Origin of the sequence: Nostoc paludosum FACHB-159 (assembly GCF_014698835.1) — a bacterium.
GTDB lineage: Bacteria > Cyanobacteriota > Cyanobacteriia > Cyanobacteriales > Nostocaceae > Nostoc > Nostoc paludosum.
In genome coordinates this window covers 1-25,316 of the sequence record NZ_JACJTU010000065.1, presented here as the reverse complement: position 1 = coordinate 25,316, position 25,316 = coordinate 1, and the positions used below count along the sequence as shown (strand labels likewise).

The window sequence follows — 25,316 nt, the reverse complement described above, 5'->3', positions numbered from 1 at the left end:
TTTGAAAAAACGAACCGCAGAGGACGCAGAGAACGCAGAGTAAGAAGAGTTTTAGAGAGTTATTGTGTTTGGGATGGGAGAGATAATTGGAGGGTATTTATCTGTGGGTGGATTGCTGGAAGATCATTTTTTTGGAGGGTAGTATTTTTGGTTGATTCGTTGACTAATAATGGTAGTAAAGCACTGCTGCCAATCACAGCACTATCCACAAGATTGAGTGGGGTAATTTTTAAAAGATTCCTCAAGGGAGGAACAGCGATCGCTAAAATTTGGATGGCAAATGAGCCGATAATGGCGGTATTTAAGTAGGGGTTATTCGGCAGTTTTTCTTGATTAAAGATGCTATGTTTTTCTGAACGACAGCTAATTGTATGCAGCAGTTGTCCGCTAGTTAGACTCATGAAGGCAATGGTGCTTGCTTGGGGACTAATACCATATCTAGAAATGGCATAACCATAAGCTGCTAAGGTACTGACGGATAGTGTTGCTGATTCAAAGGCAATTCTGGCAAAATCGGTGTTTTTAATAATTGGTTCGTCGGGATTGCGGGGTGACTGACTCAATACTTCTGGTTCTGGTGCTTCTAAAGCTAAGGATAGTCCGGGGAAAATGTCTGTTACCAAATTCAACCACAGGAGTTGGATGGCATTCAAGGGTTCGCCTATACCCAATGCGGTGGCGCTGGTCATGACCATGATTTCGCTGAGGTTTGTGGCTAACAAGAAATGCACGGATTTTCTAATGTTGTTGTAAATTGTCCGTCCGCGACTAACGGCAATAATCATGGTTTCTAGTCTGTCGTCTTCCAGAACGATATCTGCAACTTCACGTGCAACATCGGTTCCGCCTTTGCCCATCGCTACGCCAACTTGGGCGGCTTTCAATGCTGGTGCATCGTTAATACCGTCGCCGGTCATGGCAACGACTTTTCCGGCTGCTTGCAATGCTTGGACGATTTGCAGTTTGTTGCTGGGACTGATGCGGGCAAAAACATCTACTTTGTCGCTAAGTGCTGTCAATGCCTCTGGTTTCAGGTTATTCAGGTTTGTAGAATCGAGAATTTCGAGTTGCGGATCTCGATTCAATTCTAATTCTTTGGCGATCGCATAAGCTGTTGGGCTTTGATCCCCAGTAATCATCACTGTATCAATACCCGCTTGGTGAAAGTCAGCAATCAATTCTTTGGCACCTTTTCTAATGGGGTCAGCCATGCCTACAAGACCCAGCCAAATTAAGTCATCCTCAATGACGCAAGGACGCAAAGATGGAGAGACACCGATCTGAGAAAACTCATCGACATCATTGCCTTTTACAATTTCTATATCTTTATTATTCCTGCGTCCCCGCGTCCCTGCATTCCTGCGTCCCCGCCCCTTGGTGCCCCTGCGTCCCCGCGTCCCCGCATTAGGGCGTCCTTCATCGATATGCCTATAAGCTACACCCAGCACCCGCAGCGCTTTTCCTGCCATGCGATCGTTTTCGATTTCCATCGCCTGTCTGTCTTCTTCGCTTAAAGGTACTATTTGCCCATTTTTGACCCACTTTTGGCATATCTGCACAACTTCGGTGGGGCTGCCTTTAACAGCAATTAATTGATTGCTATCAGGGGTTTGATGAATTGTACTCATAATGTTACGATTTTCTGACCGCAAGTTTGTTTGCAATACGCTGTATTTTTCTCTAAGTGCGATCGCATCTACCCCTGCGCTAATTGCCATGTAAATCAGGGCGTTTTCTGTTGCCGAACCTGTAACTATATACTCGCCATCGTCCTGTAGGCTGATTTGGGTTTCATTGCAGAGAACTGAGACATGAATCAGCTTTAAGAGTTGATCGCAGATATAGGGATTAATTTTCTCTTGGCCAGAAATAAATTCTCCATCGGACACGGTAATGTGTCTGCTGTCTGCATATATCTCCACCACAGACATTTTATTTTCTGTCAGTGTCCCAGTTTTATCCATGCAAATTGTCTGTACGGAACCTAATGCTTCCACCGCACTCAAACTGCGAACGAGGACGTTATTTTTCCTCATATCTCGGATGCCTAAGGCTAAGGTTGTAGTAGCGATGGTGGGTAAACCTTCGGGAACCGCAGCGACGGCTAGGGATATGGATGATTTGAGCATTTGTACTAAACCATATCCCCGTAATACTCCCATACCAAAGACTAAACCGCAGATTCCCATGCTAATTAAAACTAGCTGGCTACCAACTTCATCTAGTTGTTTTGCTAGGGGAGTCTGGATTGCTGTTGCTTCACCAACCATTTGTTGGATTTTACCCATTTCGGTAAATTTGCCTGTGGAGACAACCGCAGCCAGTCCTTGACCACCGGTCACAAAAGTTCCTTTGTAGATCATATTGTGGCGATCGCCTAAGGGAATATCCTCACCACTCAAAGATGCAGTAATTTTGGTAACGGGAATACTTTCTCCTGTCAAGGCAGACTCATCAATACTCAGATTATCAGCTTCAATGAGTCGGGCATCTGCCGCTACATAACCGCCAGGTTTGAGAAATAAAATATCTCCTAAAACAACATTTTCTGTGGGAATTTCTATTTGTTTACCTTCTCTAATTACCAGAGTTGATGTTTGTTCCTGATTTTTCAAAGAATGAATAATTCTTTCTGATTGGCTTTCTGTGACATAACCAATGGCTGCGTTTAAACCAACAACACCCATAATCACCACAGCATCTATGACTCCACCTGTGAGAATAGAAACTCCGGCGGCAACACCCAGCAAAGCTACTGGTAGAGATTGAAACTGCTCAATTACGATCTTCCAATCAGAACGAACTGCTGCTTGGTCTAAAATATTCGCGCCATATTTCTGAAGATTTGCAGCAGCCGATTCACTAGATAATCCTGATGTTTTTGAGGTATTTAATGTATCTACGACATTATTTTCTGCCATTGAATGCCAGTTTTCTGACTTTTGTTCTTGGATGGCAGTTGTTTGAGTAATTGATTTTTTCTTTCTCTGAGATTTTTTAATTGGCTTGGGAGAATTTAATAATACTTTTTCAATTAAAGTACAAATTTGAGTATGACTGATGTCTCGGTTAAAATTGACTAAAATATTGCTGGTTATCGGGTTAGCACGAACATCATTTATCCCTGGCTCTTTAGAAAGCGATCGCTCCAAATATTCCTTTAATTCTACCGAACCATAAAGTTCTTTTATTTTAAATCTAGCTCTCCCTTTAATAGTCGTGTGTATTGCTTTAATCACAGCAATTCTTACTCCTATATTGCCCTAAAATAATTATCTTACTTTATATAAACTTTATATAAATGGTGTTTTAATAAAACTTACGTATTGATATTAAAACTTTTTCTTCCCTTCTGCCTTCTGCCCTGGAGCCTTCTGCCTTGCCCGAAGGGCAGATAATGATTAGTAAAAGCCTAAGCCTATCTATTTTGGTGAATCCATACCATGATTAGTTTGTACAGTGCGTTAGTCCTATCTAAGATAGATCTCCGAATCTAAGCCTAGTTAAATTAATAGCTGCATTCATCAGTCTAAAGTTACATAAAAAACTTGAATTGAGGTCAAGACTCTAAAATTTATATCTAAAGAAATAAGCTTACAAATCCAATCTTTGTTATGAAATTCGCCCAAAGATAGAGCTACACGAGCGGCAGTTTGTGGTTGAACCTCATTCTCAATTAATATTTCTAAAGATATAAGGCAAAAATATTATTAATAATATAGTTCAACCTGTAGACTCACGCAATTACAACTAAAATCATTAATAATGAAAGATGATTTTTACCTATGTAAAGTCAACCTGGCTGAAATCAAAAATTAAATTCCAGAAAATTAAACAAAAAAAGTACCGCCAATGACAACTTATACAGACCGCGAACAGCAGATTCAAAAGTTGGATGAACTAATCAAAAATATTGATTATGGGATGTTCACCACAGTCGATGATGATGGAAGCTTGCATAGTTATCCTATGTCAAGAAGTGGTGAGATTAATGCTGATGCTATACTTTGGTTCTTTACCTACACGGATTCTCATAAGGTGACTGAGGTTGAACATTATCCGCAGGTTAATGTCACTTTTGTGTCATCAGAACAGCAACGGTTCGTTTCTATTTCAGGTAGCTCGCAACTTGTAAAAGACCGCAACAAGATGCGAGAATTATGGAAACCAGAACTTCAAACTTGGTTTCCTAAAGGACTAGATGAACCTAATATTGCTTTACTCAAGGTCAATATTAGCGAAGTCAATTATTGGGATAGTATATCGAGTTTTAAACCTCAAAAACTTAGCTTTTTGACACCATCACGTCTTTAAGGGAACTGATTAATTTGTATCTCTTGTAAGACATGATTTTTTACTTATTACTTAGTGGTGTGATAAGACTAAAATAATGCATTATAAGTTTCTCAATTATTGAAATTTCAGCAATATCAAGAAATTTTGTATTGTATTAATTTAGGCTTGCCGCGCCACTATAATTTAACATTTACACACTTTACAGCTATTTTCAGGTAAATAGACTAGGCGGTAAAGGCGGAAGGTCTTGCGCCCCTACGACAGATGTGATTCAAATACATGAAAAAGGATGTAATTCCAATTTAGTCATTTATTCATATGCCTTATCAGCAAATTGAAGATTTACCAGATTCAGTTAAAGATAACTTACCCAAGCACGCCCAAGAAATTTTTCGGGCTGCTTTTAACAACGCTCTAGAAGAGTATGGTGAAGAAGAAAGTGCTTTTCGTGTAGCTTGGAGTGCTGTGAAGCGCGATTACCAAAAAGGCGATGATGGACATTGGCATAAAAAGCCCGAATAAGTCAACTCCCTTGGGGAGAGGAACATTCAGAAGGCAGGAGGAACCCGCGCTTTAAAACATAGGATTGAAGAAAAATAATGTAGAGACGTAGCATTGCTACGTCTCTACAAGGGTTGTGGATAACGCATATTTAATTTCTGGAGATGGCTAATCTACATCAGGTTCAATGCCAAGCGATCGCAACTGCGCGATCAACCTTTCAGCCCGTTGTTTTTCTTGTTCAGCCCGTTGTTTTTCTTGTTCAGCCCGTTGACTTTCTTGTTCGGCGCGTTGGCTTTGTTGTTCTGTAGGAGTCAATATCCAGCAGCCTGTCCAATCGTACCAGCGTAACCAAGGCTGTTCCACATCTTGATAGCGTCCTTGCCATACGCCCAAGCCTAATTGTAATTCTGGTATCCAGAAGCGTGACTCTGAAAGTGTGACCTCAGCATAACGCGCCCCATTTAACTTAAACACTCTGAACTGATATTTATAGCGATCGAACACTACATAATAAGGAACACGAAGAATCTGTTCATAAACTTCCCATTTTCCTGGTGGTTGCTCAATATCCCGTAATGTCTGCCCTAAATCTTCTTTTTCAGTGCTTGGAGACAGCAACTCAACCACAATAAAAGGATCGACTCCCTCTTGCCAAACGACATAGCTTAAGCGTAAATCCCGCTGTTCGTAGAGACGGGAAACGCCTAAAACAGCAAACCAATCTGGGCGTTTATGCCACAGTGGATGGCGTGGATCATAATAAAGATTCAAATCGCTAGCAACAAATATTTCATCGCTGGGGTAATTTTGCGGACGAAAGGTTTCGTCCAACAGACGAGGTTGCAAGAGATGAAACTGATCGGGCAAACCAGGCTCCTTAGGATCTTCACTGGGAAGATCGTACATGGTTGGCAACACATCTTTTGGCGATCGCGGCGGGTCAGTTTGATACATCCTAAAGCATTCCCGATCCTGAAACTCTCAAACTCTATTATGCTTCAATAGCAATAACTAGGTCGCTCAAAAGTATACAGAAATACTATAGCAATCCTATCTTATTTGTGAGAATTTGTGGTATTCAGATCCAGATTTCATTGAGAAATCAGGGATCTTGTTTTTCACAAATGATTTAGGATTGCTATATATTCATAAACTAGTCATTACCTGGGCTAATTCATTAGATAAATCTATTTCACAATCTTCGCACTTTGTAAATAAAACTCCAGCTAAAAAATAATAATTCCCAGAATAAAATGCCATTTTGTGTTTGCGTAATTCTTCTATGTGTTTTTTCACCTTAGGTTCAGAACTATAGTAGCCGAAATGCAAAGGTAAAATCAGAAAGTTTTCCACGCAATAACCATTTTCTTTGGCTACATCTAGCGTACTTATTGGATTAGAAAAACTAGAAACTAAAACCAACACATTTTCATAATTTAACATCAAAAGATCGTTAGTAATCGTAGCTCCATCTATGCCTCCAAATAAAAGTGGCATACATATATCATTATCTGGTGCAGGGAGATATGGGGGATTAGCGATCAGATAACCTGCATTATGTTGAGAAGATTCAAATAAAGATGAATTATGGATGATATATTTATCATTGAGATTGTATTCATCAATGGTTAAATTTGCCGCTTTCCATGCAGAAGTATTTAATTCAAATCCCTGAATTATGCCATCAAATTTGTTTCTCAACAAAGAATTAATTACAGGGCTGCCATCTCCTGAACCAAACTCAACGATGAATTCGGAATCTTGACAATTTCTAATTACAAGATTTTCTAGGCAGTTAGAGTAGAAATTAGATTCTTCAGGGCAAAAAAAGATGTCTTTCATTTGAACTTCACTCAATAATAAGGTATGATTGATGCAACCAAAATTGATTTACTACCTGATAGAAAGGCAATAAAAAACTGTTCCTTGAGTAACAAAGTGTCTGCCAAGGAAATTAATGAGCAGGCAAATTAGGAATAAAATGGCTAATAATGCCAAATTAAAATCCTAAAAAGACTCTGCTATTTTTAACAAAACAGAATTTTGGAATTAAATTTTGTGTGATATCAAGTTCGGATAATTACTTACTATTCCCAACTCTCCGCGTCCCCGCGTCTTTGTGTCTTTGCGTCAGTCCTAATAATAAGTCTTCAACCGAACCTGATATGACTAGGGGATATAGCTTGCTTATCCGTAGGAGTACAAACAGGTTGAAGTTACTCGGTAATTAATTCTGAATTCTGTATTGTTCGTGAATTTCTAATTTTTGGAAATTCTTATATAACGAAAGCAGCTTGTTCTGCTTGGCGTATAGATCGTACAACAGCATCTGCGGCGCGATCGCTCATGAGCTTTTGCTGGTCGTAACCAAGCACTAATTCCCATGCATCATTAGGATATTGCTCTGCCAAAGGCAAAGCTACATCATCTAACATCCAACGACCGTGGCGTTCGTCTTCTCTGATGTGTAATTCCCAATAACCCACTGCTACTTCTGAAAGTCCCAGGCGTTGTGCTGTCACAAGATAATTTTTGTAAACCGCAGGGCCAGCCACTTCAAAAAAGGTCAACCCACCGCTGTAACGCAAGAAATAGCGTTTGCGCTCGGTCATTAGAAAATTATGGTTAGTAGAAGCCAACACTTCCCAAGGCACTAAATTGAAATATGCCTCTGGTTCAGTTTTCATCCCAAACTCAGCTAACATTTGGGCAAAAAATGTCGAGTGTTTGCGAGATAAGCGACCATTCCCGTATTCTTCTAGTAGAACCCGCACCAGCGTACACTGTACTTCATTGGCAGCACCACCCAAAACACGGGAAAGATTACTAGCTTCAACCAAACCATCAAAAGAGCCGATCGCCAGCAAATGACGATAGCCACTTTCGGTCAATTCCTCACGGATATAGCGACTATTTGGCGATAATGGTGGATTTAAATCAGCGGATACACGCTCAATTAAAGCCTGTTTGGCATCCAATTGTTGCAGTGCAGCCAGATCGAATTGTGCAAGTTCCCACTTTTGCCAACCAGTTTCAATTTGGTCGCGACATGAATACAAATAAAGCGATCGCTCATTGGTGTAATTATGCAAATCATCGTACCAAAACAGATTTAGCCGATTAATTCGATAAAGTATCCTTTGTAGGAAAAGGTGAGCTTGCTCATCAGAGCGATCGTTTTCATAGGCAGCGCTAATTGCCATAGAAAGCGTCTGTTGAAACTCATTGGCTTTTGCAGGTTTTATATCCAGTCGAGCGTCCAAATTCTCCATTGCCAGCAGTTCTATAAATTGCTGCTCGGCACGGTCGTACTTGCTAACTGTTGTTTCTTGTGCTTGCGTACTCTTTTCCCCAACACCAGGCTTAGGGAACATTACTATATTGCTTTGCATGGAGTCTTCTGTAGCCTTAGAAAAGTGAGAAATCAGTTTCACCTCTAATACTTAAGTTCCCACACCAGTAGTGTTGTGTACCTCTTTCCGTGGTTATAAAGAAAGATTAAGCCTAGAAAGGGATTGGCCAAACGGGGCATAGGGCAAATAGTAAGTGTGGGGGGTGTGGGAGGTGTGGGGGGTGTGGGGGGTGTAGGAGGTGTGGGAGGTGTGGGAGGTGTGGGAAGAGACGGGGGCATAAATTCTCTTTCTCCCCACACTTCCCCATCTCCCCACACTTCCCCATCTCCTCACACTTCCCCATCTCCCCACACTTCCCCATCTCCCCACACTTCCCCATCTCCCTCATCTCTCTGATTCCATCGCCTTACTTGGCGGAATCTCTTCGAGAGGAATCAGCGCTTCAATCACTGACTTCACAATCGGGGCGGCGACGGTAGAACCGTAGGCGTTTTCTCCTTTTGGTTCGTCCACCAATGCGAAAACTACATAGCGAGGAGATTCTACTGGTAAAATAGCTACAAAGCTAGTGATTCTCGCACCCTTAATGTAACCGCCATTGGGGCTAGCTTTTTGGGCAGTACCAGTTTTACCAGCGATCCGATAACCGGGAATTTGCGATACCTTACCAGTGCCTTCAGACACAACAGTTTCCATCATTTCCACTACCTTTTGGGCTGTGGCAGCTGAGAAAATTTGGCGTGGTACAGTGCGAGTTGGTGAATCATGCATCTGTCCTTTGGTATCAATTAGACCCCGAACTACGTGGGGTGTAACTAATTTACCACCATTGGCTAAAGCGCCATGCATTTGTACCAGTTGTATCGGTGTCATGGAAAAGCCTTGGCCAAAGGAAGTAGTAGCTGGTTCAATTGGCGAAGCGATAAATTCTTCTTGACTTTTGAGCCGACCGCCAACTTCAAAAGGTAAATCTGTATCAACTTTTTGTCCTAGTCCCAAACGTTCCAGCCAGTTGTAGTATATTCCAGGTTTTAATCGCTGAATAATTTGCACCATACCAATGTTGCTAGAATTTTGTAGGATTTGAGCGATACTAATGCGCCCATAACCATTGTTCATTGCATTTTTTATGGTGTAATTAGCTACGCGAATAGAACCGGAGTCATTAAATATATCATCTGGTTTAATGACACCATTTTCTAGAGCGATCGCCACATTTAAAGGCTTGAAGGTAGAACCCGGTTCATACAGATCCGCCACAGTCCAGTTTTTAAACAGTGAAATATTAGCTTTGGCGTATTCATTAGGGTTATAAGTAGGCTGAGAAACTAAGGCGAGTAAGGAACCATCCAATGCATCCATCACAATTACCGCCCCACGTTTAGCCTTAAACTCGTCCATCTTTTGTTTAAGAGCAGTGCGGGCAATTCGTTGCAAACGGCTATCAATAGTCAGTTGCAGCCGTAAATCATCAAAATGTAAAAAACCTTCAGGGGCATAATTTGGCATCAGGGCACCAGTACCTGTTCGACTAAGGCGCACTGTCTGGACAGAACGTTCTAGCAACTTTTCTTGAGAGTATTCCACACCCGCCTGGCCGCGACGGTCAATATTCACGTAGCCCACCACATCAGCAGCCAAATCCTCTGAAGGGTAAAATCGCGAGTATTTTTGAATCAGTTCTAAACCATTTAAGCGCAAAGAGGTGATGCGATCGACAATTTCTTCCGGTATGGCTGGGGAAAGTACAATCCCACTTTTTTTGCTTTCAAAAGTCTTTACCAATTCAGGAGCATCTTTCGCCAATATCGGGGAAAGTTGCTCTGCTATCTCTTCATTGGACTTATCAAACAATTTGGGATGAGCGTACAAAGTATACACAGGACGGTCAATCGCCAACAAATTATTATTACGATCTACCACCGGACGACGGGGCATAAAAGGTCGCAAATTAACCATTTGCTGGTTTCGTGCGTACTCTGTTAACTTTGGCCCACGGATAATTTGCAGGTTATACAAATTAACACCCAACCCCAACCCAGCTGCTATCAACACGCCCCACACTATAAACAGTCGGGACTTACTATTTGATGTTTGTTCTTGGATATTAGACGCAAATTTTCCCAAAAAACCTCGTTTAGAACGCCTCTGTCGCCTTGTGAATTCTGAAGTACGAAATTTTGTTTTGCCTGGTGACTTTTGCATTGGGTTTGTCCTTTGTCATTAGCCATTAGTCATTGGGCATTGGGCATTAGGCATTGGGCATTAGTTATCCCCCTTGTCCCCTTGTCCCCTTGTCCCCAGTCCCCAATACCCTTAATATCCCAGCGGCGAGAGTGTTTGTTGTTGGGTTTGGGGATTTGGTTTTGTGTTAGGCGATGCTGGTTCAGAGTTAGAAGATGCTGGAGGTAAGAAAATCATTCCTTCAGGAGTTGGCGATACCAGTCCTGTTCTTGACTGTTCTGCTTCCTGTGCCATTTTGTTTGTCAGTGTCGCGTTAGTTGTCGTCAACAACCGCTCATGACGTTGGAGATTTTGCAGTCTGCGATATGACTGACTCCAAAGCTCTTGAGAATACACTGTCCAGCCATAAACTGCAAGTGTCGCTGCTACTAACAAAAATGCCAAAACTGACGAATAACGATGAAAAGTGTATAAACGCAGCAACCATAATGGTGTTGCTCCAGAACCAGGCATGATGGGAAGACCAAGAAAACCTACCTCTGGACTCTTGCTGGCTTGATTAGATTGGTCATTCAGATTTGGCAGTTGTTGTCTGCCCAACTCTTTGGGCAATTTGGGTATAACTGCCTCATTTGTAGAAGAAAGCGATAATTTTTTTGAGGAACGCTTTCTTCTCGTAGAGGATACTGGTGCAGTTTGGGTAGTAGGTATAGAATCACTGTGCGCTGTTGACTCCAGACGCGCAGAACGTCGTCGCTTACCCAAAGAAAGAATTGAATCTCGCCAAGACCAAGTACCCTTTGTAGAAACAGTTGATTTACGACCAACAACCATAAATTTTTTTAGATGAAAAATATTGTACTTTCAATTGATTGTCTGTTTTTGCTGAGGTTAAAATACCCTTCTATGCAATAAACACACATAACAGACTACACCCTTTTAACTGTTCTAATAGCTAGCTATATCAATGTTTGCATCCTCTAGATATTCCAAAGTTTGCAATCAATGATTATAAACTGGATAACTTGCTGTTTAGATATATTGCACCTAAAGTATGGCAATGAAGGGCGGTAAGCTGCAACACTCTGTGAAAAAAATAAAAAACATCCCAGAATTCACGCAAAACTAGTGAGCAATTCCCACCGCTCACTAGTTCAGAGAACCAGAAGAATCTAAGTATTTTTTGATACTGATATCTAGTCTATAGTTGCCAATTGTAGATTTGGAGAGAATTTTCAATCTCTGTATTCATCGGATTTGAAATATAGTTTAGGACATAAACTGATGGTAAAACCCTGAAAAAAGAGACTTTCAAGTCTGTTGCCTATTGCCTATTGCCTGTTCCCTGGTATGTTTACTAAGTCATAGTGCAATACCTTTGTGATTTTGACGGCTGACTCCTAAATTCTTAAAGATAAAATTTTTTGCTATGATAGCTCAATTGACAAAAAAATTTAATGCTTTGGATCTTGCTCCTGAGTTCAGAACAACTAATCAAATGGCTGTATGATACCTAATTTCAAAAACAATACCCCAAAGGGTTGTTTTTTTTAAGTATGTAATCTTACAGCATTTAAAAAAAAGCAATAAATACGGTATCGTATTCAACAGGCGAAAAATTTTTCTAGCCACAATTGGTGAAAGAGGAGTTATGAAAACAAAAATCTTTGGTTTGGCTCTAATGTTAAGTCTGGCCGCATTGCTTGGAGCTTGTGAAGGTGGCGGTGAAGGTGGTGGTGGTACCACTAGTACTCCAGCTGCTACAGGTGAACCAACAGACGCGCCTGCTACCGGGTCTAGTCCTGCTGCTACTCCCGCAGCTACTCCCGCAGCTACCCCCGCAGCTACCCCAACTGCTAGTCCTAAATAAGGCACTCTGAAATTGAGTTGAAATCAGCTGAGAATAGCTTACTGACAAATCTACTCACCACATAACTTGAATGAATCAAGTTCGCATAAAAACCCGCAACTGTGTGTTGTTGTGTGAAAGCTTTGTAGAGCTTATGTGGGAAAAGCTGGTCTAGCTCGCTCATCTGTAGAGTAGACACAATCACTGAAGTTGAGATTTAAGGAAGCCTTATCTCCGACTTCTCCTAAAATTCCAAATTCGCAAGTTCTGTACCCTTGTCCTGACGGAGATGCTCCGCTTAGCTTGCTTCACCGTAGGAGTATGAGATAGTACGGTTATTTAAGAAGCCTGAGTTTCAGGCTTCTTAAACATTGACTAAAATGTTAAAGCCTATTAACCAAGCTTTTCAGGATTATTGAATACCAGCGCTCAAGCACCAGTTAATTATGGCAGTAAATAAACGACACTGGTGTGGAATAGCTTAGATTACTAAGCTTAGGAAGGACAAAATAATTCATAATGTATCAAAAAATAAAGCCTGGTGATGTCTGTTGATATTGCCAGATTTTTATTAGCATGGGATGTCAGCAAAACAGATTTTCATGCTGCGTTGTGAATGCAATTGGTGGGATGATGAAAGTTAAAGTCAAAAATTTAGTAAAATTACTGTTTATATTTGTAATTACTACAACGGTTATCTTTCTAAGTAGCTATTGGCGATCGCCTGTAATAGCATTACCACCACCAGAGGATATACCAGAAGAGATATTACGGACAAAGATCGTTGTAGAAGGGCGATCGCCTATCGATGGCAGATTCCTAACTGCTGCCGAATATGCCCAGTTAGAAGTACAGCTGCAACAAGTACCACCACCAAAACTAGACCCCAAAATTCGCGACCAGATTTTTTTACTTCGCATACGTAAAACCTTACTCCAGTTTTTCCCATTTTTAAATATTTAGTCATTAGTCATTGGGGAAACAGGGTATGGGGAAAGGGAAAGAGGGGAAAAGGTGAAAGATTAAATTTATTCCTTTTCCCTTTTCCCTTTAACCTTTTCCCCTACCTCCCCTGCCCAATCCCCCATCCCCAAAAACCAGATGATTCATTCTGAGGTAGGATAACGATGGCGACAAATTTGCAAATAAATGTAAAGAATATATATAGATATTAAAAAAGTACGTTTAGTCAATCACGTTATTACACGTAGGTAGCTTCATGTCCATGACCACGATCGCCCCTGAACAGGTTAACCGTATCGTTTGGAATCAACATCACGATCCTTTTGAAATACTAGGTTCCCATCCCATAGAACAAGATGGCAAAACTGCCTGGGCTGTGCGAGCCTACCTACCAAATGCAAGTGCAGCATGGGTAGTTCTTCCCGAACAACGCAAAGAATACCCAATGCAAACAGTCCATCATCCCAACTTTTTTGAATGCACCATTGAAACCGCAGAACTGGCAAACTACCAGCTACGGATTAAAGAAGGAGAACACGAGCGTGTCACCTATGACCCTTACGCTTTCCGATCTCCCAATTTGACAGAGTTTGACTTGCATTTGTTTGGTGAAGGCAACCATCATCGAATTTACGAGAAACTGGGAGCGCACCCTACCCAAATAGATGGCGTCAAAGGCGTTTATTTTGCCGTTTGGGCACCCAACGCCCGCAATGTTTCAGTTTTGGGAGATTTTAACTACTGGGATGGACGCAAACACCAAATGCGTAAAGGCCCCACCGGAGTCTGGGAATTGTTCATTCCGGAAATCGGAGTGGGTGAGCATTACAAATATGAAATCAAAAATTTTGAAGGCCACATTTACGAAAAATCCGATCCCTACGGTTTCCAGCAGGAACCCCGCCCAAAAACCGCGTCCATTGTCACTGATTTAGATGCTTACAGTTGGAACGACGAAGGCTGGATGGAAAAACGGCGTCACAGTGACCCCCTCACTGGGCCAGTTTCTGTTTATGAAGTGCATTTAGGCTCTTGGTTACACGCTTCTAGTGCCGAACCAGCTAAACTGCCCGATGGTGAAACCGAACCTGTAGTTATAGTTTCAGAACTCAAACCAGGCGCACGCTTTTTAACTTACCGAGAACTAGCAGATCGGCTTATTCCCTACGTCAAAGAATTGGGATACACCCACCTAGAATTGCTACCCATTGCCGAGCATCCCTTTGATGGTTCTTGGGGATATCAAGTAACAGGTTACTATGCGCCTACTTCTCGTTTTGGTACGCCTGAAGATTTCATGTATTTTGTTGATAAATGTCACGAAAACGATATCGGTGTAATTGTTGATTGGGTTCCTGGTCATTTCCCTAAAGATGGTCATGGTTTAGCATTCTTTGATGGTAGCCACTTATACGAACACGCCGATCCCCGCAAAGGCGAACATAAAGAATGGGGTACTTTGGTATTCAATTACAGTCGCCACGAAGTCAGAAATTTTTTGATGGCAAATGCCCTATTTTGGTTTGACAAATACCACATTGACGGGATTCGTGTCGATGCTGTGGCTTCAATGCTCTACAATGACTATTGCCGCAAACCAGGAGAATGGCTGCCCAACCAGTACGGCGGCAGAGAAAACCTAGAAGCAGCGGATTTTCTGCGCCAAGTAAATCACACTATCTTCAGCTATTTTCCTGGAATTCTCTCAATTGCCGAAGAATCAACTTCTTGGCCGATGGTTTCTTGGCCTACCTACACAGGCGGACTGGGCTTTAACTTGAAGTGGAATATGGGCTGGATGCACGATATGTTGGACTACTTCAACATGGATCCTTGGTTCCGCCAGTTCCACCAAAACAATATCACCTTTAGTATGTGGTATAACCACAGTGAGAACTTCATGCTGGCCTTGTCCCACGATGAAGTGGTGCATGGCAAGAGTAATATCATCGGCAAAATGCCAGGGGATAGATGGCAGAAGTTCGCGAATGTGCGTTGTTTGTTTACTTACATGTTCGCTCACCCAGGCAAGAAAACCATGTTTATGAGCATGGAGTTTGGACAGTGGAGTGAGTGGAATGTTTGGGCGGATTTAGAGTGGCACTTATTACAGTATGAAGCCCATCAACAGTTAAAAACATTTTTCCAAGATTTGAACCATCTTTACCGTAGCGAACCAGCTTTATATACCCAGGATTTTGCTGAGGCGGGGTTTCAATGGATTGACTGTAGCGATAACCGCCATAGTGTAGTTTCCTTTATTCGTCGCGATAAAGATTCTGAGGATTTTGCGATCGTGGTTTGCAACTTCACGCCACAACCCCATTCTCACTACCGTATCGGTGTACCAGAAAAGGGATTTTATACCGAGTTGTTCAATAGCGATGCCCGTAAGTATGGCGGCAGTAATATGGGCAACTTAGGCGGTAAGTGGACAGATGATTGGTCTTTGCACAGTCGTCCTTATTCCCTAGATTTGTGTTTACCACCTTTGGGTGTGTTGATTCTGAAGTTGGATAAAGAGAAGACTGCTGAGGCATTGAAATAATAATTAAGGGTGGGCAAAATGCTCACCCTTAAGACAATTTATTTACTGGCGTGTTAGTGACCCACTGATAGTTACCGGAGAGCCAGAACGCTCCCATTTATAATCTATAAGATCGTCTCCGATTAACTTGATTGTGGTTGTGCCATTACTAATACAATTACCGGATGTAATATTTTCAAATAATTGCAGAGTTCCTGATTTTACACTTTGCAGAATTAAGTCACCGTAACAAGGATTATATGGACGAGAATATTTAATATTACCAACTTTTGACCCTGCACTACCATTTTTTAATTGAATTTCTACTTGAATATCGTTGGATGAATTATCTTCTAATTTCTTTTCGGTGGGATTTCCTAACCATTTACCAACATATTTGCCTGTGAGTGTACCTCCTGTGGCTATAGGCTTTTCTGCTGGTGAAGATGTAACTGTAGATGTTGATGAAGATGATTCTGGAGTAGTGGCAGAATTCCCATTACTTGCTGTTGAATTAGGTTCTAAGTGAAAGGTTTTAGTTGTATTCGGTGTAGTTAATAAATTGACTGAATAATTAGCTCTTTGATAACCGTCTTTACTTAAAATTATTTTGACAGTTTTTCTTTTGGGAATACCAATTTCTAAATAACCATTGTTATCTGTTTGGTCTGAAGTGGGTGGGCCATCAGAAATAATTTGGACTTGGACTCGTGGGATAGGTTTTGATTCCTGTTTATCTTCAACATAGAAGTTGAAATTTTCATATTCAACAGATGCCGATTCTGTTGAGGTAGATGATAAAGGTATAAGATTACGATTAATTAGAAACTCGATACCTGCGTATCCGCCAGTAACTACAACCAGTGCTAATAAAAGAACTTTTACTAAAAGCGGTACATTTTTTAAATTTTGTAACATGACAGTAATTACAACAGTATAGCTACTGTAATAATTGCATAAATGACCGAGAAAATACATAAGTAGTTGCTAAACTTAAAGCACTAGAGGTGATAAGCATATCCATTGCAGTAATGATTACTTCTCGTAAAATAATTTCACAAGCGATCGCCGTTCTACAAATACTCAATGTCTCAATTAGATGTAGTAGCCTTGTGACGCCACTTTTGTTGATGGGAGAAAAGCGATCGCTTTTGCAGGGATCAGTTTGTGAGTTGAGGGCGATCGGCAGAAAACCAGTCGTCTTGATAATTTTTCATCAAAAAACCTAATTTTTACTGATATAGCCGTTTTTTTGGAATGATTTATTCTTTGGAAGTCCCTTATTTCCTATAGTCGGAATTGCGGCTTCTGCGGGAGGTTAATGCTCATTTAAATTGAAAACTGCAATTAGTGTTTTATTCGATAAATATCTAATGAGGAGAGGCAAAGTGAGCTAGTTCAAGAAAAATTTGCTTGAGATGGGGTCTTCTTTGAGGGATTGAAGGAAATCTCTCAAAGTCATGAGCTTGCCATTTAAGGTGAACTTAGGAGTGCCATTTTGAGAAACAATTCTCACTTCACCGTCTTGGATCTGAATCTTATTCTTAATGCTTTCCCATAGAGTATCGAAGCTTTCATCATCCCGGCAACCATTAATTTCAAGGAAATTTTGACGCACTTCGGTTTTAAGCGAGCGTGCCTCTGCTGCTTGTATGCGCGTCTCAAAATGCCTAACTACATTTTCGTAACTACTCTCTCTCAAGATTTTGTTTTCAAGCTGAACTTGCTCTAACTCAGTTTTTATGGCTTGCAGTTGTGAGATTAAAGCTGCTGATCTCTGGTATTCAAGTTTTAAAGCTTCCTTGGCAGCAGCTAATAAGGCTTGATAATCTAGCTGCTTTTCAGTTTGATTTTTTTCAGATTCCATATTTATCTCCTACTCTTACTTATTCAGATTATTACCTACTTCCCAGAGTTTGTATCCTTCTACTCGCTTTTGCTCTTGATTTTTGATTTTCCAAACCACAAATTCTTACAGGGATAAGGCAATGAATTGGGCATCCTTGCAATACCTAAAGCAACATAAGTTATAACCGAGTATTTCTTTCTAGGATAACTGTCACTACTGTTGATAACTTCTACTAAAAGAAAGGGTTTTATATTTATGACAACATAAGAGTGAAGAAGAAAGCAGCCAAAAAGAGCGCGATCGCACAGTACCAGGGTGGCGTACAAAATGCCCTCGCCTTTCTAAAATATTTATGCTGCTTTTCAACAAAATTCAAATAATATAAAAAACAGCGACCTGTACTCAATGGCACGGCTACCCAGCCAAGAAATTGTTAGAGGACTAATGATTCTAACACCATAGCTTAGGCAACAAATTGAATAGTTCGTAACTAGCAATTAATGTTTCTACTATGGAGATATACGTTGCTAAATTTTTCTTTCTGTTGATTGATGTCCACTAATAATTGAGGGTCACGATAAATACGTCCAGGCTGCATTTATATAATCCGACAGCTTCAAGCCGTGGGAGTGTCAATTCCTTAAGTAAAGTCTCTTCTAATACGAGTTAACGCCTGTTGTAAACCTTCAGAGTGAATCCAACCAACAAACCCGCCGTAAATCATTCTGTCATTGCGATCGCCTAAAAAAACATGGTCAACACCAACAGGGTTTTTCCACGTTCTCACTACTGTTCCATCCCTGAGCCTCATAATTGGATGAGAACTTATAAAATCTCTATGGTGTGCCCTCGTCATGCCAGGGACATTCTCCAAAATAGCGATCGCTTCATTTGCATCATCTGTTGAGCTTGAATTAACCACCGTTGCACAACCGCATCCGTCCGTTACAGTCGTCTTGAGCCTATCTCTCATGTCGCCATCAAAAAATGACAAGGACTCAATCTCTTCTAGAAGCTTGCCATGTGCTTCAGTCTGTCGGCGTTGACAGTAAATCTCTGTCAGAAAATCTTCTAAACCGACTTTCGCCAAAGCATCAGTAATCAAACCTGTCAGTCCCAAAACAGCAATTCCACCCAGCATCCCCGCAGGGCCGCCCAAAGCTGCTAAAGCGGCGGTGATAGCAGCAGCACCTGTAAAACCTGTGGTTGCCATTGTTATTACCAAAATTACTCCAGGCAATCCCAATGCAGCTACTTTTTTAACGACTTCATCCATATCCTGTCACCTCAAGACAAGATTCACTCTCAAGTCCTTTTTAACACTTCCAGCGCATAAACTTGGTTCATGACAAAAGTATTTTATGGCGTGAGTTAACCTGTTCGTAATCCTGCAACGCCAACCAATAAACTTCGCTATTAATTAGTCGCAGATTGTTTTTACTTAGAGGCATGATGAATCTGTAATATTAGTGCATAAACTTGAGAAATAAGCGGATGTATCTAGATTTTTGCCAAAATATTGACCAATAAAAAAAGTAGGACACCTGTCGTACTTTTAAAATAAACATTGCTAATCCAAAAGTTATTCCAACACCACTTATACCAGCAACGCTTCCGAAAGCTGCAACGGCACTAACGACTCCCGCAGTGCCAGCTATCCAAGAAAGCTCACTCTTAAGGCGGGGGTTAGCGTACCCCTACGCTTTAAGCAAACTCCGCGTAGCTTCTCGTAAAGAAACCTCTTGCAGAGAAGCCCCGTAAGGGTTTAGCCTAATGGCGTGATGCTCCGGAACGAGCATCGGACTTTTTACCACTTGTCACCGTTCGCCGAGCTGATTGTTTAGCTGATGTTTGTGGCAACGGTTTAGCAGTACGAGCCGGACGCTTGCTACGTTTGGGTCTATGCTTGCGTTCATCTGAAATTTGTTCGGGCTGGGTGTGGGAATTGCCTCCAAAGCCAGTAACGACTTCAAAAGGTAATTGCTGTTCAATCAGTTTTTCGATATCTGCCAACAAATGGTATTCATCGACACACACAAACGATACAGCTTTACCTGACGCACCAGCGCGACCAGTGCGACCAATGCGATGAACATAATCCTCTGGGACATAGGGCAAATCATAATTGACCACATGGGGCAGTTCGCTGATGTCAAGACCTCGCGCTGCAATGTCGGTTGCCACCAATACCTGTAAACTGTCATTCTTGAATTTTGCTAAAGCGTGGGTACGCGCCGACTGACTCTTATTGCCGTGGATAGCCAGTGCTTGAATACGCTCTTGGGTCAACTGCCTAACCAGACGGTCTGCACCATACTTTGTCCGAGTGAACACTAGCACTTGATACCAATTATTTTGCCGAATCAGATTAACAAGTAATTGGCACTTCCTGTCATGGTCTACTTTGTAGACTTTCTGTGTCACAGTGTCAGCAGTAATGTTGCGGCGTGCCACCTCGATTATCTCCGGGCGATCGAGCAGCCCGGTAGCTAGTGCCTTGATTTTGTCGGAGAAGGTAGCGAAAAATAGCAAGTTTTGTCTGTGTTTGGGTAGGAGCGAGAGAATCCGACGAATATCACGGATAAAACCCATGTCTAACATCCGATCTGCTTCATCTAGCACCAAAAACTCAATCTGTGAGAGGTTTACTGTCCCCTGCTGCACATGATCTAGCAGTCGCCCTGGGGTAGCGACCAGAATATCCACTCGACCCTTCAAAAGCCGTTTTTGCGGATTAATGCTGACCCCGCCGAACATCGCCATCGTGTTTAACTTCAAGTACTTGCCGTACTCGCGCACACTTAACTCCACCTGTGCGGCTAGTTCACGAGTCGGGGTGAGAATCAGCGCCCGGATCGGCGAGTATTCATTAGATGTGCTTTTAACGCTCTTGTCAGACGACAACTTTTGCAGAAGTGGCAGGGTGAAGCTGGCAGTTTTTCCAGTCCCCGTTTGCGCTCCAGCTAACAAATCACGCCCTGACAAGACGGCAGGAATCGCCTGCATCTGGATTGGCGTGGGTTTGGTGTACCCTAGTTCGGTGACGGCGCGGATAATTTCATTGGACAAGCCGAGATGAGAAAAAGACATAGAACTCCGTAAATAACATCGGCCTGTCGCCACTGGCGGCATCAGTCTTAGGCAGACGAACAAAAGTTTGAAGGGCGCTCTGGGCAGTGGGCAAAGACTGAGAGCGAATGCCGCAGTTGTGCATTCTAACAGAGTGCACTCTATATTGTAATGCTTCTGGAAACCTACTAACTCTTCAAAGTCACAAATTTGTGCTTCTGCATTCGCTCACAACTATATTGCTGGGCAATAGTCATCAGGGCATCGGCGATCGCCATTAGTACATCTAACAGATGAGTTTCTGGTCTTGAGTTAAGATGAAGCGATCGCACCCACATCATCACATCACTGGTTCAACATCTATTAACTATCTACTGGATGCGTAGATTTGCCTTCTATGTCATCCTAGATAACGAGAGTTAATTCGGTGACCGTGTTTGTTTTTAGTATTCACAGGCTTATCTCCGAAATTTAAATCTCTACACGCGCTTTTATTTTGGAGAAAATTGATGTCAATTTATGTAGGCAACCTCTCTTACCAAGTTACGGAAGATGATATTAGAGGTGTTTTTGCTGAATATGGTACTGTAAAGCGGGTTCAAGTACCTACAGACCGGGAAACAGGTCGTCCGCGAGGCTTTGCTTTCGTGGAAATGGGAACAGATGCCGAAGAAGCCGCTGCCATTGAAGGACTTGATGGTGCTGAATGGATGGGTCGTGACCTGAAAGTAAATAAGGCTAAACCCAAGGAAGACAGAGGTTCGTTTGGTGGCAACCGGGGAGGATACGGTGGTGGCGGTGGACGTAACCGCTACTAAGATTTGAAACCGTATTGAAAGAGAGAGCGAATTTTTAGACCATTGATGAATTCAATTGAGTAGGAGAGAGAATGACCCAAATAATAGTGGGTGAAAATGAACATCTTGAGTCAGCCTTACGCCGATTTAAGCGAGAAGTATCCAAAGCTGGAATTTTTCAAGACATGAGGAAGCATCGTCACTTTGAAACGCCGATTGAAAAATCCAAGCGCAAAAAACTAGCTTTACAAAAGCAGGGTAAAAGACGTTTCCGCACTTGATAATCGACATAGATATAAATCAATGCCCTCATATTGTTTATGAGGGTTTTCCTTATGGAATTTAGCACCAGTAAGCAAAAAGAGAGCAATGGTAATTCTTACTGCCTTCAAAGCTATATATGCCAACGATTACAGTCGCCAATGCGGGATACCTCTGTTGCTCAGTCGCGGCTGAAATAAGCTTTTTTAAAATATAGGGTATCCGCCGAGGATACCATTTATCACCAGGATTACTAAAAATATAGAGACGTTGCAATGCAACGTCTCTAGAAATTGGAAAATCTCACTACTCAGGATTGCTGAGATGATTTCATTCCACCACTGTTGCGGAAGCTCCCTCTGCGGCTGGAGGTATACTCGGTAACTCAAGACAGTATCCAGCACCATACACTGTCTTGATGTAGCGGGGATGGCGGGGATCTGGTTCTAGCTTGGTTCGCAAGTGACGAATATGGACGCGAATGGTTTCAATGTCGTCATCAGGATCGTAGCCCCAAACTTCTCTGAGGATTTCGCTGGGGGAAACTGTTTGTCCGTGGCGTTGCAACAAGCAGTGAAGTAGCTCAAATTCCAAGTGAGTCAATTTCACTGTCTCGTTGAACCATATCGCCTCAAATCTTTCGGGAACGAGGGTGAGTGAGCCGTAGTTGAGAATTTCGCTGTGTTTGGCTGCTTGGGGAATGCGGTCGGTACGCCGCAAAAGTGCCCGCACCCGCGCTAGCATTTCTTCAACTTCAAAAGGCTTGGTGAGGTAGTCATCTGCGCCGGCATTAAAGCCTTCTACCTTGTCCTGAGTTTGGCTCAACGCTGTCAACATTAACACGGGAATCTCGGCGGTGCGATCGTCCCGGCGCAGGCGTTGGCAAACTGTAAACCCATCTACTCTGGGCAGCATCAGATCGAGCATGATCAAGTCTGGTTGTAGCTGGAGAGCCAGCGCTTGACCTTTGATGCCGTCTTCAGCTTGACTAACATCGTAGCCAGCCATTTCCAAGTTGACGGCAACTAGTTCTGAAATCGCTGGGTCATCGTCTATGACAAGAATCCTCGGCATTCTTAAAAAATTATTACTACTTATTAAGGATAAATAAGAACCTTTGATAGATACAAAGATTTTTGAATCGATTCTAAAAAAGATTTTAAATCTTACATAAATATTAAGATTAAATGACGGTGAAATCAAGACTCAAATATTACGAAATCCTATAGTCTATGATGTGTTATACTCCCTCCTACAATCCGTCTTGGTTTTTACAAAATGGTGTGATGATGACTGTACACACTGCTTTGTGGGGAAGACGTTATTGGGAAACTACTATTCAACATCCAGAACCGTCTTATCACGAACAAATCTTTATTGGCGGCCAAGGTGTGCCAATTTTTGGCTTGGTTGCCATCCCGGAAAATGCTCATAGTACGATTATCGGCACTTATGGGATTACGGGAGAGTTAGAAACACAATGGTATTTGAGGGCGCTAGGACGTAAGGCTTTCGCTCAAGGATATGCTGTGGTCTTATTTGATTGGCGTGCCCACGGCAAAACAGCGGAATTATCCCCGACTCTAACCTCCGATGGTCTTTATGAGGGGGAAGATTATGTTCGCATTGCTGCGGCTGCTAAGGCTATGGGTTGTCCGGGAAAATTTTGGTTTACAGGGTTTTCTTTGGGAGGACAATTAGCGCTGTGGGGGGTAAAAGTTGCTGGGGAAGTGATTAGGGAGTATGACGAGTTAGGGTTAGAAGATAGCGATATTGGCGGTGGTATGGTGATTTGTCCGAGTTTGGATTCAGAGCGATCGCTATCTTATCTAGTTACAAAACGTTTCGGTAGATATATAGAAGCGGGAATTGCACGGGATTTAAAAAAATTGGCGTGGCGACTACACGATTTACATCCCGGAAGCTTTGACCCTGAAGCAATTGAACGGGCGAATAGTATCTGGGGATTTGATAATGAATTGGTAATTAATCGACTAGGTTTTTCTTCTGTTGAAGCTTATTACCAAGCGAGTAGTGCTTTAAAAATATTACCCCAAATCTCAAAACCAACTTTGATTATTTATGCTGCTGACGACCCACTTTTTGACCCAGCAATTACACCGGAATTACAAGCTAGTTGCGATAATAATCCGGCAATAGATTTGTTACTTACTAAATACGGGGGCCATGTTGGTTATATAAGTAGTAAACAGTGCCAGATGGAATTTAATGACCCTGACATTTGGTGGGCATGGAATCGAATTTTAGAATGGTTGGAACAAAAGCGAACAGAGTAGTAAATGAGACGATATTCTACCACATCAAATAATCGACGGATGTAGTCGTATTGCTTGAAATAGAGTGACTACATTCAATTTTTGAACAAGCACCTGCATAAGATTGAGAAGGTGAATAATGAGCGCTACTGTGTTCGCTTTTCAAGTTCCAGACTTACACAAAAATTGCCAAAAAGCTCAATAAATCATTCGTGAAACAAATTTATTGCCCATTGCCTATTTGCCTATTGCTTGATGAAGCTACCACAATATAGTTGGTATACCAGCAATGACAGAAGCAATACCTGTCCAGAGAGTAAAGCGCTCGATATCTAGTTCATCTAGAGCAACGCTCATTTGCTTAATTGCTGATAGTAGCGCTGTTAGTAGCACTACAAAAAATCCAAGATATCCCAAATTAGCGATCATTCATCCTCACTATTTTTCAAAAAAGTAGTTCTAATAGATTTTTAACAAGCTTTGGCAAGGTTTTTTTGTTCCAAATTTAACACTTTATGAGAAAAATTATTTACCAGTGAATATATATCTACTTCAGATAGCCAGATAATGGTTTCATAACCAACCCGACCCATTTCTGGCTCTGGCCCCATAGGCATCTGCACCAAATATTCCCAGTTACCTGAACCAAATCGGTAGTTATTGATGACTCCTTCTCCACCCGTAAAACTTACTATCTGGCCATTGGAAAACTTAGGCTCTAACAAAAAAGTTGCAGACATTATCCGTAGTTCCTTGGAGTAATACTGTAATAGCTAATGTTGTAGCCAAAAGAAAATTTGCTATTCTCTGTCGCGGGTTTTAACGTATTCTCTTTCAAAAGATTTAATATTGGGTGACATATTGTACATCTAGAGTAATAAAAGAAGTACGTAAATGTTAGAGCAATAAATCACGATGTTAGTTAGTAAAAGCTATTGCAGCTACTGTAACTCAGTATTAAGTAGTTGTGTTTACAGCTAAACTTAACATCTAATAACTCCTCTGGCAGATTCTAAGAAAAACAGCCATAGTTATATAAATAGTAAGTGCGATCGCCATTGCTGAGCTTACAAAAGATTGCGTCTAATATTTATTTTTTAAGTAAAAATTTTTTGACTATTATTTATGGCTAGAAGTTGAAAAATGATTTTATTTTATCCAACTTTCTGTAGGGTTAGGTTTATAGGAATATATCCTGAAGTAGATTGAAATTTGGCGTTGCTGAATAATGGAATGATTTAGGCTGACGCGGGGACATGGAGAGAAGTCTGAGCGCTGCAACCCGGATTTCTCACAAGTGAAAAAAAAGTATTCACATAACCTCAATGACTAACAATTTTTTAATACATGAGTAATTTAGATTCAAAGGTAAAAGTCAAGTAAGCATA

At 41.6% G+C, this 25,316-nt stretch carries 24 protein-coding genes; 10 read left to right on the top strand and 14 right to left on the bottom strand.

Annotated elements, in window-relative coordinates; genetic code table 11:
* Positions 1–59: 59 nt before the first annotated feature.
* Positions 60–3,239 (bottom strand): cation-translocating P-type ATPase, encoded by a 3,180-nt coding sequence (locus tag H6H03_RS41895; RefSeq protein ID WP_313932000.1) that lies wholly within the window; start codon positions 3,237–3,239, stop codon positions 60–62.
* Between the two features lie 613 nt (positions 3,240–3,852).
* Between H6H03_RS41895 and H6H03_RS34560 the strand changes: the two genes are divergently transcribed.
* Positions 3,853–4,314 carry a pyridoxamine 5'-phosphate oxidase family protein gene (locus H6H03_RS34560; RefSeq protein ID WP_190959529.1) on the top strand — a complete coding sequence of 154 codons (462 nt, stop codon included), beginning with the start codon at positions 3,853–3,855 and terminating at the stop codon, positions 4,312–4,314.
* 300 nt (positions 4,315–4,614) lie between these two features.
* Positions 4,615–4,818, top strand: a complete 204-nt coding sequence (locus H6H03_RS34555; protein ID WP_190959528.1) for a ChaB family protein — start codon at positions 4,615–4,617, stop codon at positions 4,816–4,818.
* Positions 4,819–4,965: 147 nt separating this feature from the next.
* Here the strand turns inward: H6H03_RS34555 and H6H03_RS34550 are convergent, their stop codons facing one another.
* The 3 genes from H6H03_RS34550 to H6H03_RS34540 all read right to left on the bottom strand — a co-directional run bounded on the left by H6H03_RS34550 (position 4,966) and on the right by H6H03_RS34540 (position 8,192).
* A complete protein-coding gene (locus H6H03_RS34550; RefSeq protein ID WP_190959527.1) occupies positions 4,966–5,754 on the bottom strand; it encodes a Uma2 family endonuclease in 789 nt (262 codons plus the stop codon).
* Between the two features lie 192 nt (positions 5,755–5,946).
* Positions 5,947–6,642, bottom strand: a complete 696-nt coding sequence (locus tag H6H03_RS34545) for an SAM-dependent methyltransferase (protein ID WP_190959526.1) — start codon at positions 6,640–6,642, stop codon at positions 5,947–5,949.
* Between the two features lie 434 nt (positions 6,643–7,076).
* Positions 7,077–8,192, bottom strand: coding sequence for an iron-containing redox enzyme family protein (locus H6H03_RS34540; RefSeq protein ID WP_190959536.1), 1,116 nt, complete (start codon positions 8,190–8,192; stop codon positions 7,077–7,079).
* A 123-nt stretch (positions 8,193–8,315) separates the two neighbouring features.
* Here H6H03_RS34540 and H6H03_RS34535 point away from each other — a divergent pair, with 123 nt between their 5' ends.
* A complete protein-coding gene (locus tag H6H03_RS34535; RefSeq protein WP_190959525.1) occupies positions 8,316–8,549 on the top strand; it encodes a hypothetical protein in 234 nt (77 codons plus the stop codon).
* On the opposite strand, the gene H6H03_RS34530 is transcribed toward H6H03_RS34535, so the two are convergent.
* Positions 8,538–10,358 carry a peptidoglycan D,D-transpeptidase FtsI family protein gene (locus H6H03_RS34530; protein WP_190959524.1) on the bottom strand — a complete coding sequence of 607 codons (1,821 nt, stop codon included), beginning with the start codon at positions 10,356–10,358 and terminating at the stop codon, positions 8,538–8,540. The two genes, H6H03_RS34535 and H6H03_RS34530, sit on opposite strands and share 12 nt — an antisense overlap.
* Before the next feature lie 111 nt (positions 10,359–10,469).
* Positions 10,470–11,171 carry a hypothetical protein gene (locus H6H03_RS34525; RefSeq protein WP_190959523.1) on the bottom strand — a complete coding sequence of 234 codons (702 nt, stop codon included), beginning with the start codon at positions 11,169–11,171 and terminating at the stop codon, positions 10,470–10,472.
* Between the two features lie 817 nt (positions 11,172–11,988).
* On the opposite strand from H6H03_RS34525, the gene H6H03_RS34520 reads away from it, so the two are divergent.
* The 3 genes from H6H03_RS34520 (at position 11,989) to glgB (ending at position 15,697) form a co-directional block, all read left to right on the top strand.
* Positions 11,989–12,207 carry a hypothetical protein gene (locus H6H03_RS34520; RefSeq protein ID WP_190959522.1) on the top strand — a complete coding sequence of 73 codons (219 nt, stop codon included), beginning with the start codon at positions 11,989–11,991 and terminating at the stop codon, positions 12,205–12,207.
* A 609-nt stretch (positions 12,208–12,816) separates the two neighbouring features.
* Positions 12,817–13,149 carry a hypothetical protein gene (locus tag H6H03_RS34515; protein ID WP_190959521.1) on the top strand — a complete coding sequence of 111 codons (333 nt, stop codon included), beginning with the start codon at positions 12,817–12,819 and terminating at the stop codon, positions 13,147–13,149.
* A gap of 256 nt (positions 13,150–13,405) precedes the next feature.
* Positions 13,406–15,697 carry a 1,4-alpha-glucan branching enzyme gene (glgB, locus tag H6H03_RS34510; protein ID WP_190959520.1) on the top strand — a complete coding sequence of 764 codons (2,292 nt, stop codon included), beginning with the start codon at positions 13,406–13,408 and terminating at the stop codon, positions 15,695–15,697.
* Positions 15,698–15,739: 42 nt separating this feature from the next.
* On the opposite strand, the gene H6H03_RS34505 is transcribed toward glgB, so the two are convergent.
* The gene (locus H6H03_RS34505) at positions 15,740–16,594 is read right to left on the bottom strand and encodes a hypothetical protein (protein ID WP_190959519.1); all 855 of its coding nucleotides are present in this window, start codon (positions 16,592–16,594) and stop codon (positions 15,740–15,742) included.
* Positions 16,595–16,707: 113 nt separating this feature from the next.
* On the opposite strand from H6H03_RS34505, the gene H6H03_RS34500 reads away from it, so the two are divergent.
* Positions 16,708–16,905: a hypothetical protein gene (locus tag H6H03_RS34500; protein WP_190959518.1), complete on the top strand. Its 198-nt coding sequence runs from the start codon at positions 16,708–16,710 to the stop codon at positions 16,903–16,905.
* A 164-nt stretch (positions 16,906–17,069) separates the two neighbouring features.
* Here H6H03_RS34500 and H6H03_RS34495 read toward each other — a convergent pair whose 3' ends face one another.
* The 4 genes from H6H03_RS34495 to H6H03_RS34480 all read right to left on the bottom strand — a co-directional run bounded on the left by H6H03_RS34495 (position 17,070) and on the right by H6H03_RS34480 (position 20,938).
* Complete coding sequence (locus tag H6H03_RS34495) at positions 17,070–17,543, bottom strand: hypothetical protein (RefSeq protein WP_190959517.1); 474 nt, start codon at positions 17,541–17,543, stop codon at positions 17,070–17,072.
* 622 nt (positions 17,544–18,165) lie between these two features.
* On the bottom strand, positions 18,166–18,801 hold the full coding sequence (locus H6H03_RS34490; protein ID WP_190959516.1) for a hypothetical protein: 636 nt from the start codon (positions 18,799–18,801) through the stop codon (positions 18,166–18,168).
* 494 nt (positions 18,802–19,295) lie between these two features.
* A complete protein-coding gene (locus tag H6H03_RS34485; protein ID WP_190959515.1) occupies positions 19,296–20,615 on the bottom strand; it encodes a DEAD/DEAH box helicase in 1,320 nt (439 codons plus the stop codon).
* A 167-nt stretch (positions 20,616–20,782) separates the two neighbouring features.
* Positions 20,783–20,938, bottom strand: coding sequence for a hypothetical protein (locus H6H03_RS34480; protein ID WP_190959514.1), 156 nt, complete (start codon positions 20,936–20,938; stop codon positions 20,783–20,785).
* Positions 20,939–21,103: 165 nt separating this feature from the next.
* On the opposite strand from H6H03_RS34480, the gene H6H03_RS34475 reads away from it, so the two are divergent.
* Together H6H03_RS34475 and rpsU are read left to right on the top strand one after the other, a co-directional pair.
* The gene (locus tag H6H03_RS34475; RefSeq protein ID WP_190959513.1) at positions 21,104–21,412 is read left to right on the top strand and encodes an RNA recognition motif domain-containing protein; all 309 of its coding nucleotides are present in this window, start codon (positions 21,104–21,106) and stop codon (positions 21,410–21,412) included.
* Positions 21,413–21,483: 71 nt separating this feature from the next.
* Positions 21,484–21,672, top strand: coding sequence for a 30S ribosomal protein S21 (rpsU, locus tag H6H03_RS34470; RefSeq protein ID WP_015115835.1), 189 nt, complete (start codon positions 21,484–21,486; stop codon positions 21,670–21,672).
* Positions 21,673–21,982: 310 nt separating this feature from the next.
* Here the strand turns inward: rpsU and H6H03_RS34465 are convergent, their stop codons facing one another.
* Complete coding sequence (locus tag H6H03_RS34465) at positions 21,983–22,726, bottom strand: response regulator transcription factor (RefSeq protein WP_096535634.1); 744 nt, start codon at positions 22,724–22,726, stop codon at positions 21,983–21,985.
* Between the two features lie 158 nt (positions 22,727–22,884).
* On the opposite strand from H6H03_RS34465, the gene H6H03_RS34460 reads away from it, so the two are divergent.
* Positions 22,885–23,949, top strand: a complete 1,065-nt coding sequence (locus tag H6H03_RS34460) for a YheT family hydrolase (protein ID WP_190959512.1) — start codon at positions 22,885–22,887, stop codon at positions 23,947–23,949.
* Positions 23,950–24,189: 240 nt separating this feature from the next.
* Here H6H03_RS34460 and H6H03_RS34455 read toward each other — a convergent pair whose 3' ends face one another.
* Complete coding sequence (locus tag H6H03_RS34455; protein WP_190959511.1) at positions 24,190–24,357, bottom strand: hypothetical protein; 168 nt, start codon at positions 24,355–24,357, stop codon at positions 24,190–24,192.
* A 41-nt stretch (positions 24,358–24,398) separates the two neighbouring features.
* Entirely contained in the window at positions 24,399–24,668 is a 270-nt protein-coding gene (locus tag H6H03_RS34450; RefSeq protein WP_190959510.1) for a hypothetical protein, read from the bottom strand.
* Positions 24,669–25,316 lie beyond the last annotated feature (648 nt).

Bases quoted from the DNA above. Each gene is read 5' to 3' on its own strand.
- H6H03_RS34560 (WP_190959529.1), top strand. From the start codon at position 3,853: ATGACAACTTATACAGACCGCGAACAGCAGATTCAAAAGTTGGATGAA.
- H6H03_RS34555 (WP_190959528.1), top strand. From the start codon at position 4,615: ATGCCTTATCAGCAAATTGAAGATTTACCAGATTCAGTTAAAGATAAC.
- H6H03_RS34550 (WP_190959527.1), bottom strand. From the start codon at position 5,754: ATGTATCAAACTGACCCGCCGCGATCGCCAAAAGATGTGTTGCCAACC.
- H6H03_RS34545 (WP_190959526.1), bottom strand. From the start codon at position 6,642: ATGAAAGACATCTTTTTTTGCCCTGAAGAATCTAATTTCTACTCTAAC.
- H6H03_RS34540 (WP_190959536.1), bottom strand. From the start codon at position 8,192: ATGCAAAGCAATATAGTAATGTTCCCTAAGCCTGGTGTTGGGGAAAAG.
- H6H03_RS34530 (WP_190959524.1), bottom strand. From the start codon at position 10,358: ATGCAAAAGTCACCAGGCAAAACAAAATTTCGTACTTCAGAATTCACA.
- H6H03_RS34525 (WP_190959523.1), bottom strand. From the start codon at position 11,171: ATGGTTGTTGGTCGTAAATCAACTGTTTCTACAAAGGGTACTTGGTCT.
- H6H03_RS34520 (WP_190959522.1), top strand. From the start codon at position 11,989: ATGAAAACAAAAATCTTTGGTTTGGCTCTAATGTTAAGTCTGGCCGCA.
- H6H03_RS34515 (WP_190959521.1), top strand. From the start codon at position 12,817: ATGATGAAAGTTAAAGTCAAAAATTTAGTAAAATTACTGTTTATATTT.
- glgB (WP_190959520.1), top strand. From the start codon at position 13,406: ATGTCCATGACCACGATCGCCCCTGAACAGGTTAACCGTATCGTTTGG.
- H6H03_RS34505 (WP_190959519.1), bottom strand. From the start codon at position 16,594: ATGTTACAAAATTTAAAAAATGTACCGCTTTTAGTAAAAGTTCTTTTA.
- H6H03_RS34500 (WP_190959518.1), top strand. From the start codon at position 16,708: ATGATTACTTCTCGTAAAATAATTTCACAAGCGATCGCCGTTCTACAA.
- H6H03_RS34495 (WP_190959517.1), bottom strand. From the start codon at position 17,543: ATGGAATCTGAAAAAAATCAAACTGAAAAGCAGCTAGATTATCAAGCC.
- H6H03_RS34490 (WP_190959516.1), bottom strand. From the start codon at position 18,801: ATGGATGAAGTCGTTAAAAAAGTAGCTGCATTGGGATTGCCTGGAGTA.
- H6H03_RS34485 (WP_190959515.1), bottom strand. From the start codon at position 20,615: ATGTCTTTTTCTCATCTCGGCTTGTCCAATGAAATTATCCGCGCCGTC.
- H6H03_RS34475 (WP_190959513.1), top strand. From the start codon at position 21,104: ATGTCAATTTATGTAGGCAACCTCTCTTACCAAGTTACGGAAGATGAT.
- rpsU (WP_015115835.1), top strand. From the start codon at position 21,484: ATGACCCAAATAATAGTGGGTGAAAATGAACATCTTGAGTCAGCCTTA.
- H6H03_RS34465 (WP_096535634.1), bottom strand. From the start codon at position 22,726: ATGCCGAGGATTCTTGTCATAGACGATGACCCAGCGATTTCAGAACTA.
- H6H03_RS34460 (WP_190959512.1), top strand. From the start codon at position 22,885: ATGATGTGTTATACTCCCTCCTACAATCCGTCTTGGTTTTTACAAAAT.
- H6H03_RS34455 (WP_190959511.1), bottom strand. From the start codon at position 24,357: ATGATCGCTAATTTGGGATATCTTGGATTTTTTGTAGTGCTACTAACA.
- H6H03_RS34450 (WP_190959510.1), bottom strand. From the start codon at position 24,668: ATGTCTGCAACTTTTTTGTTAGAGCCTAAGTTTTCCAATGGCCAGATA.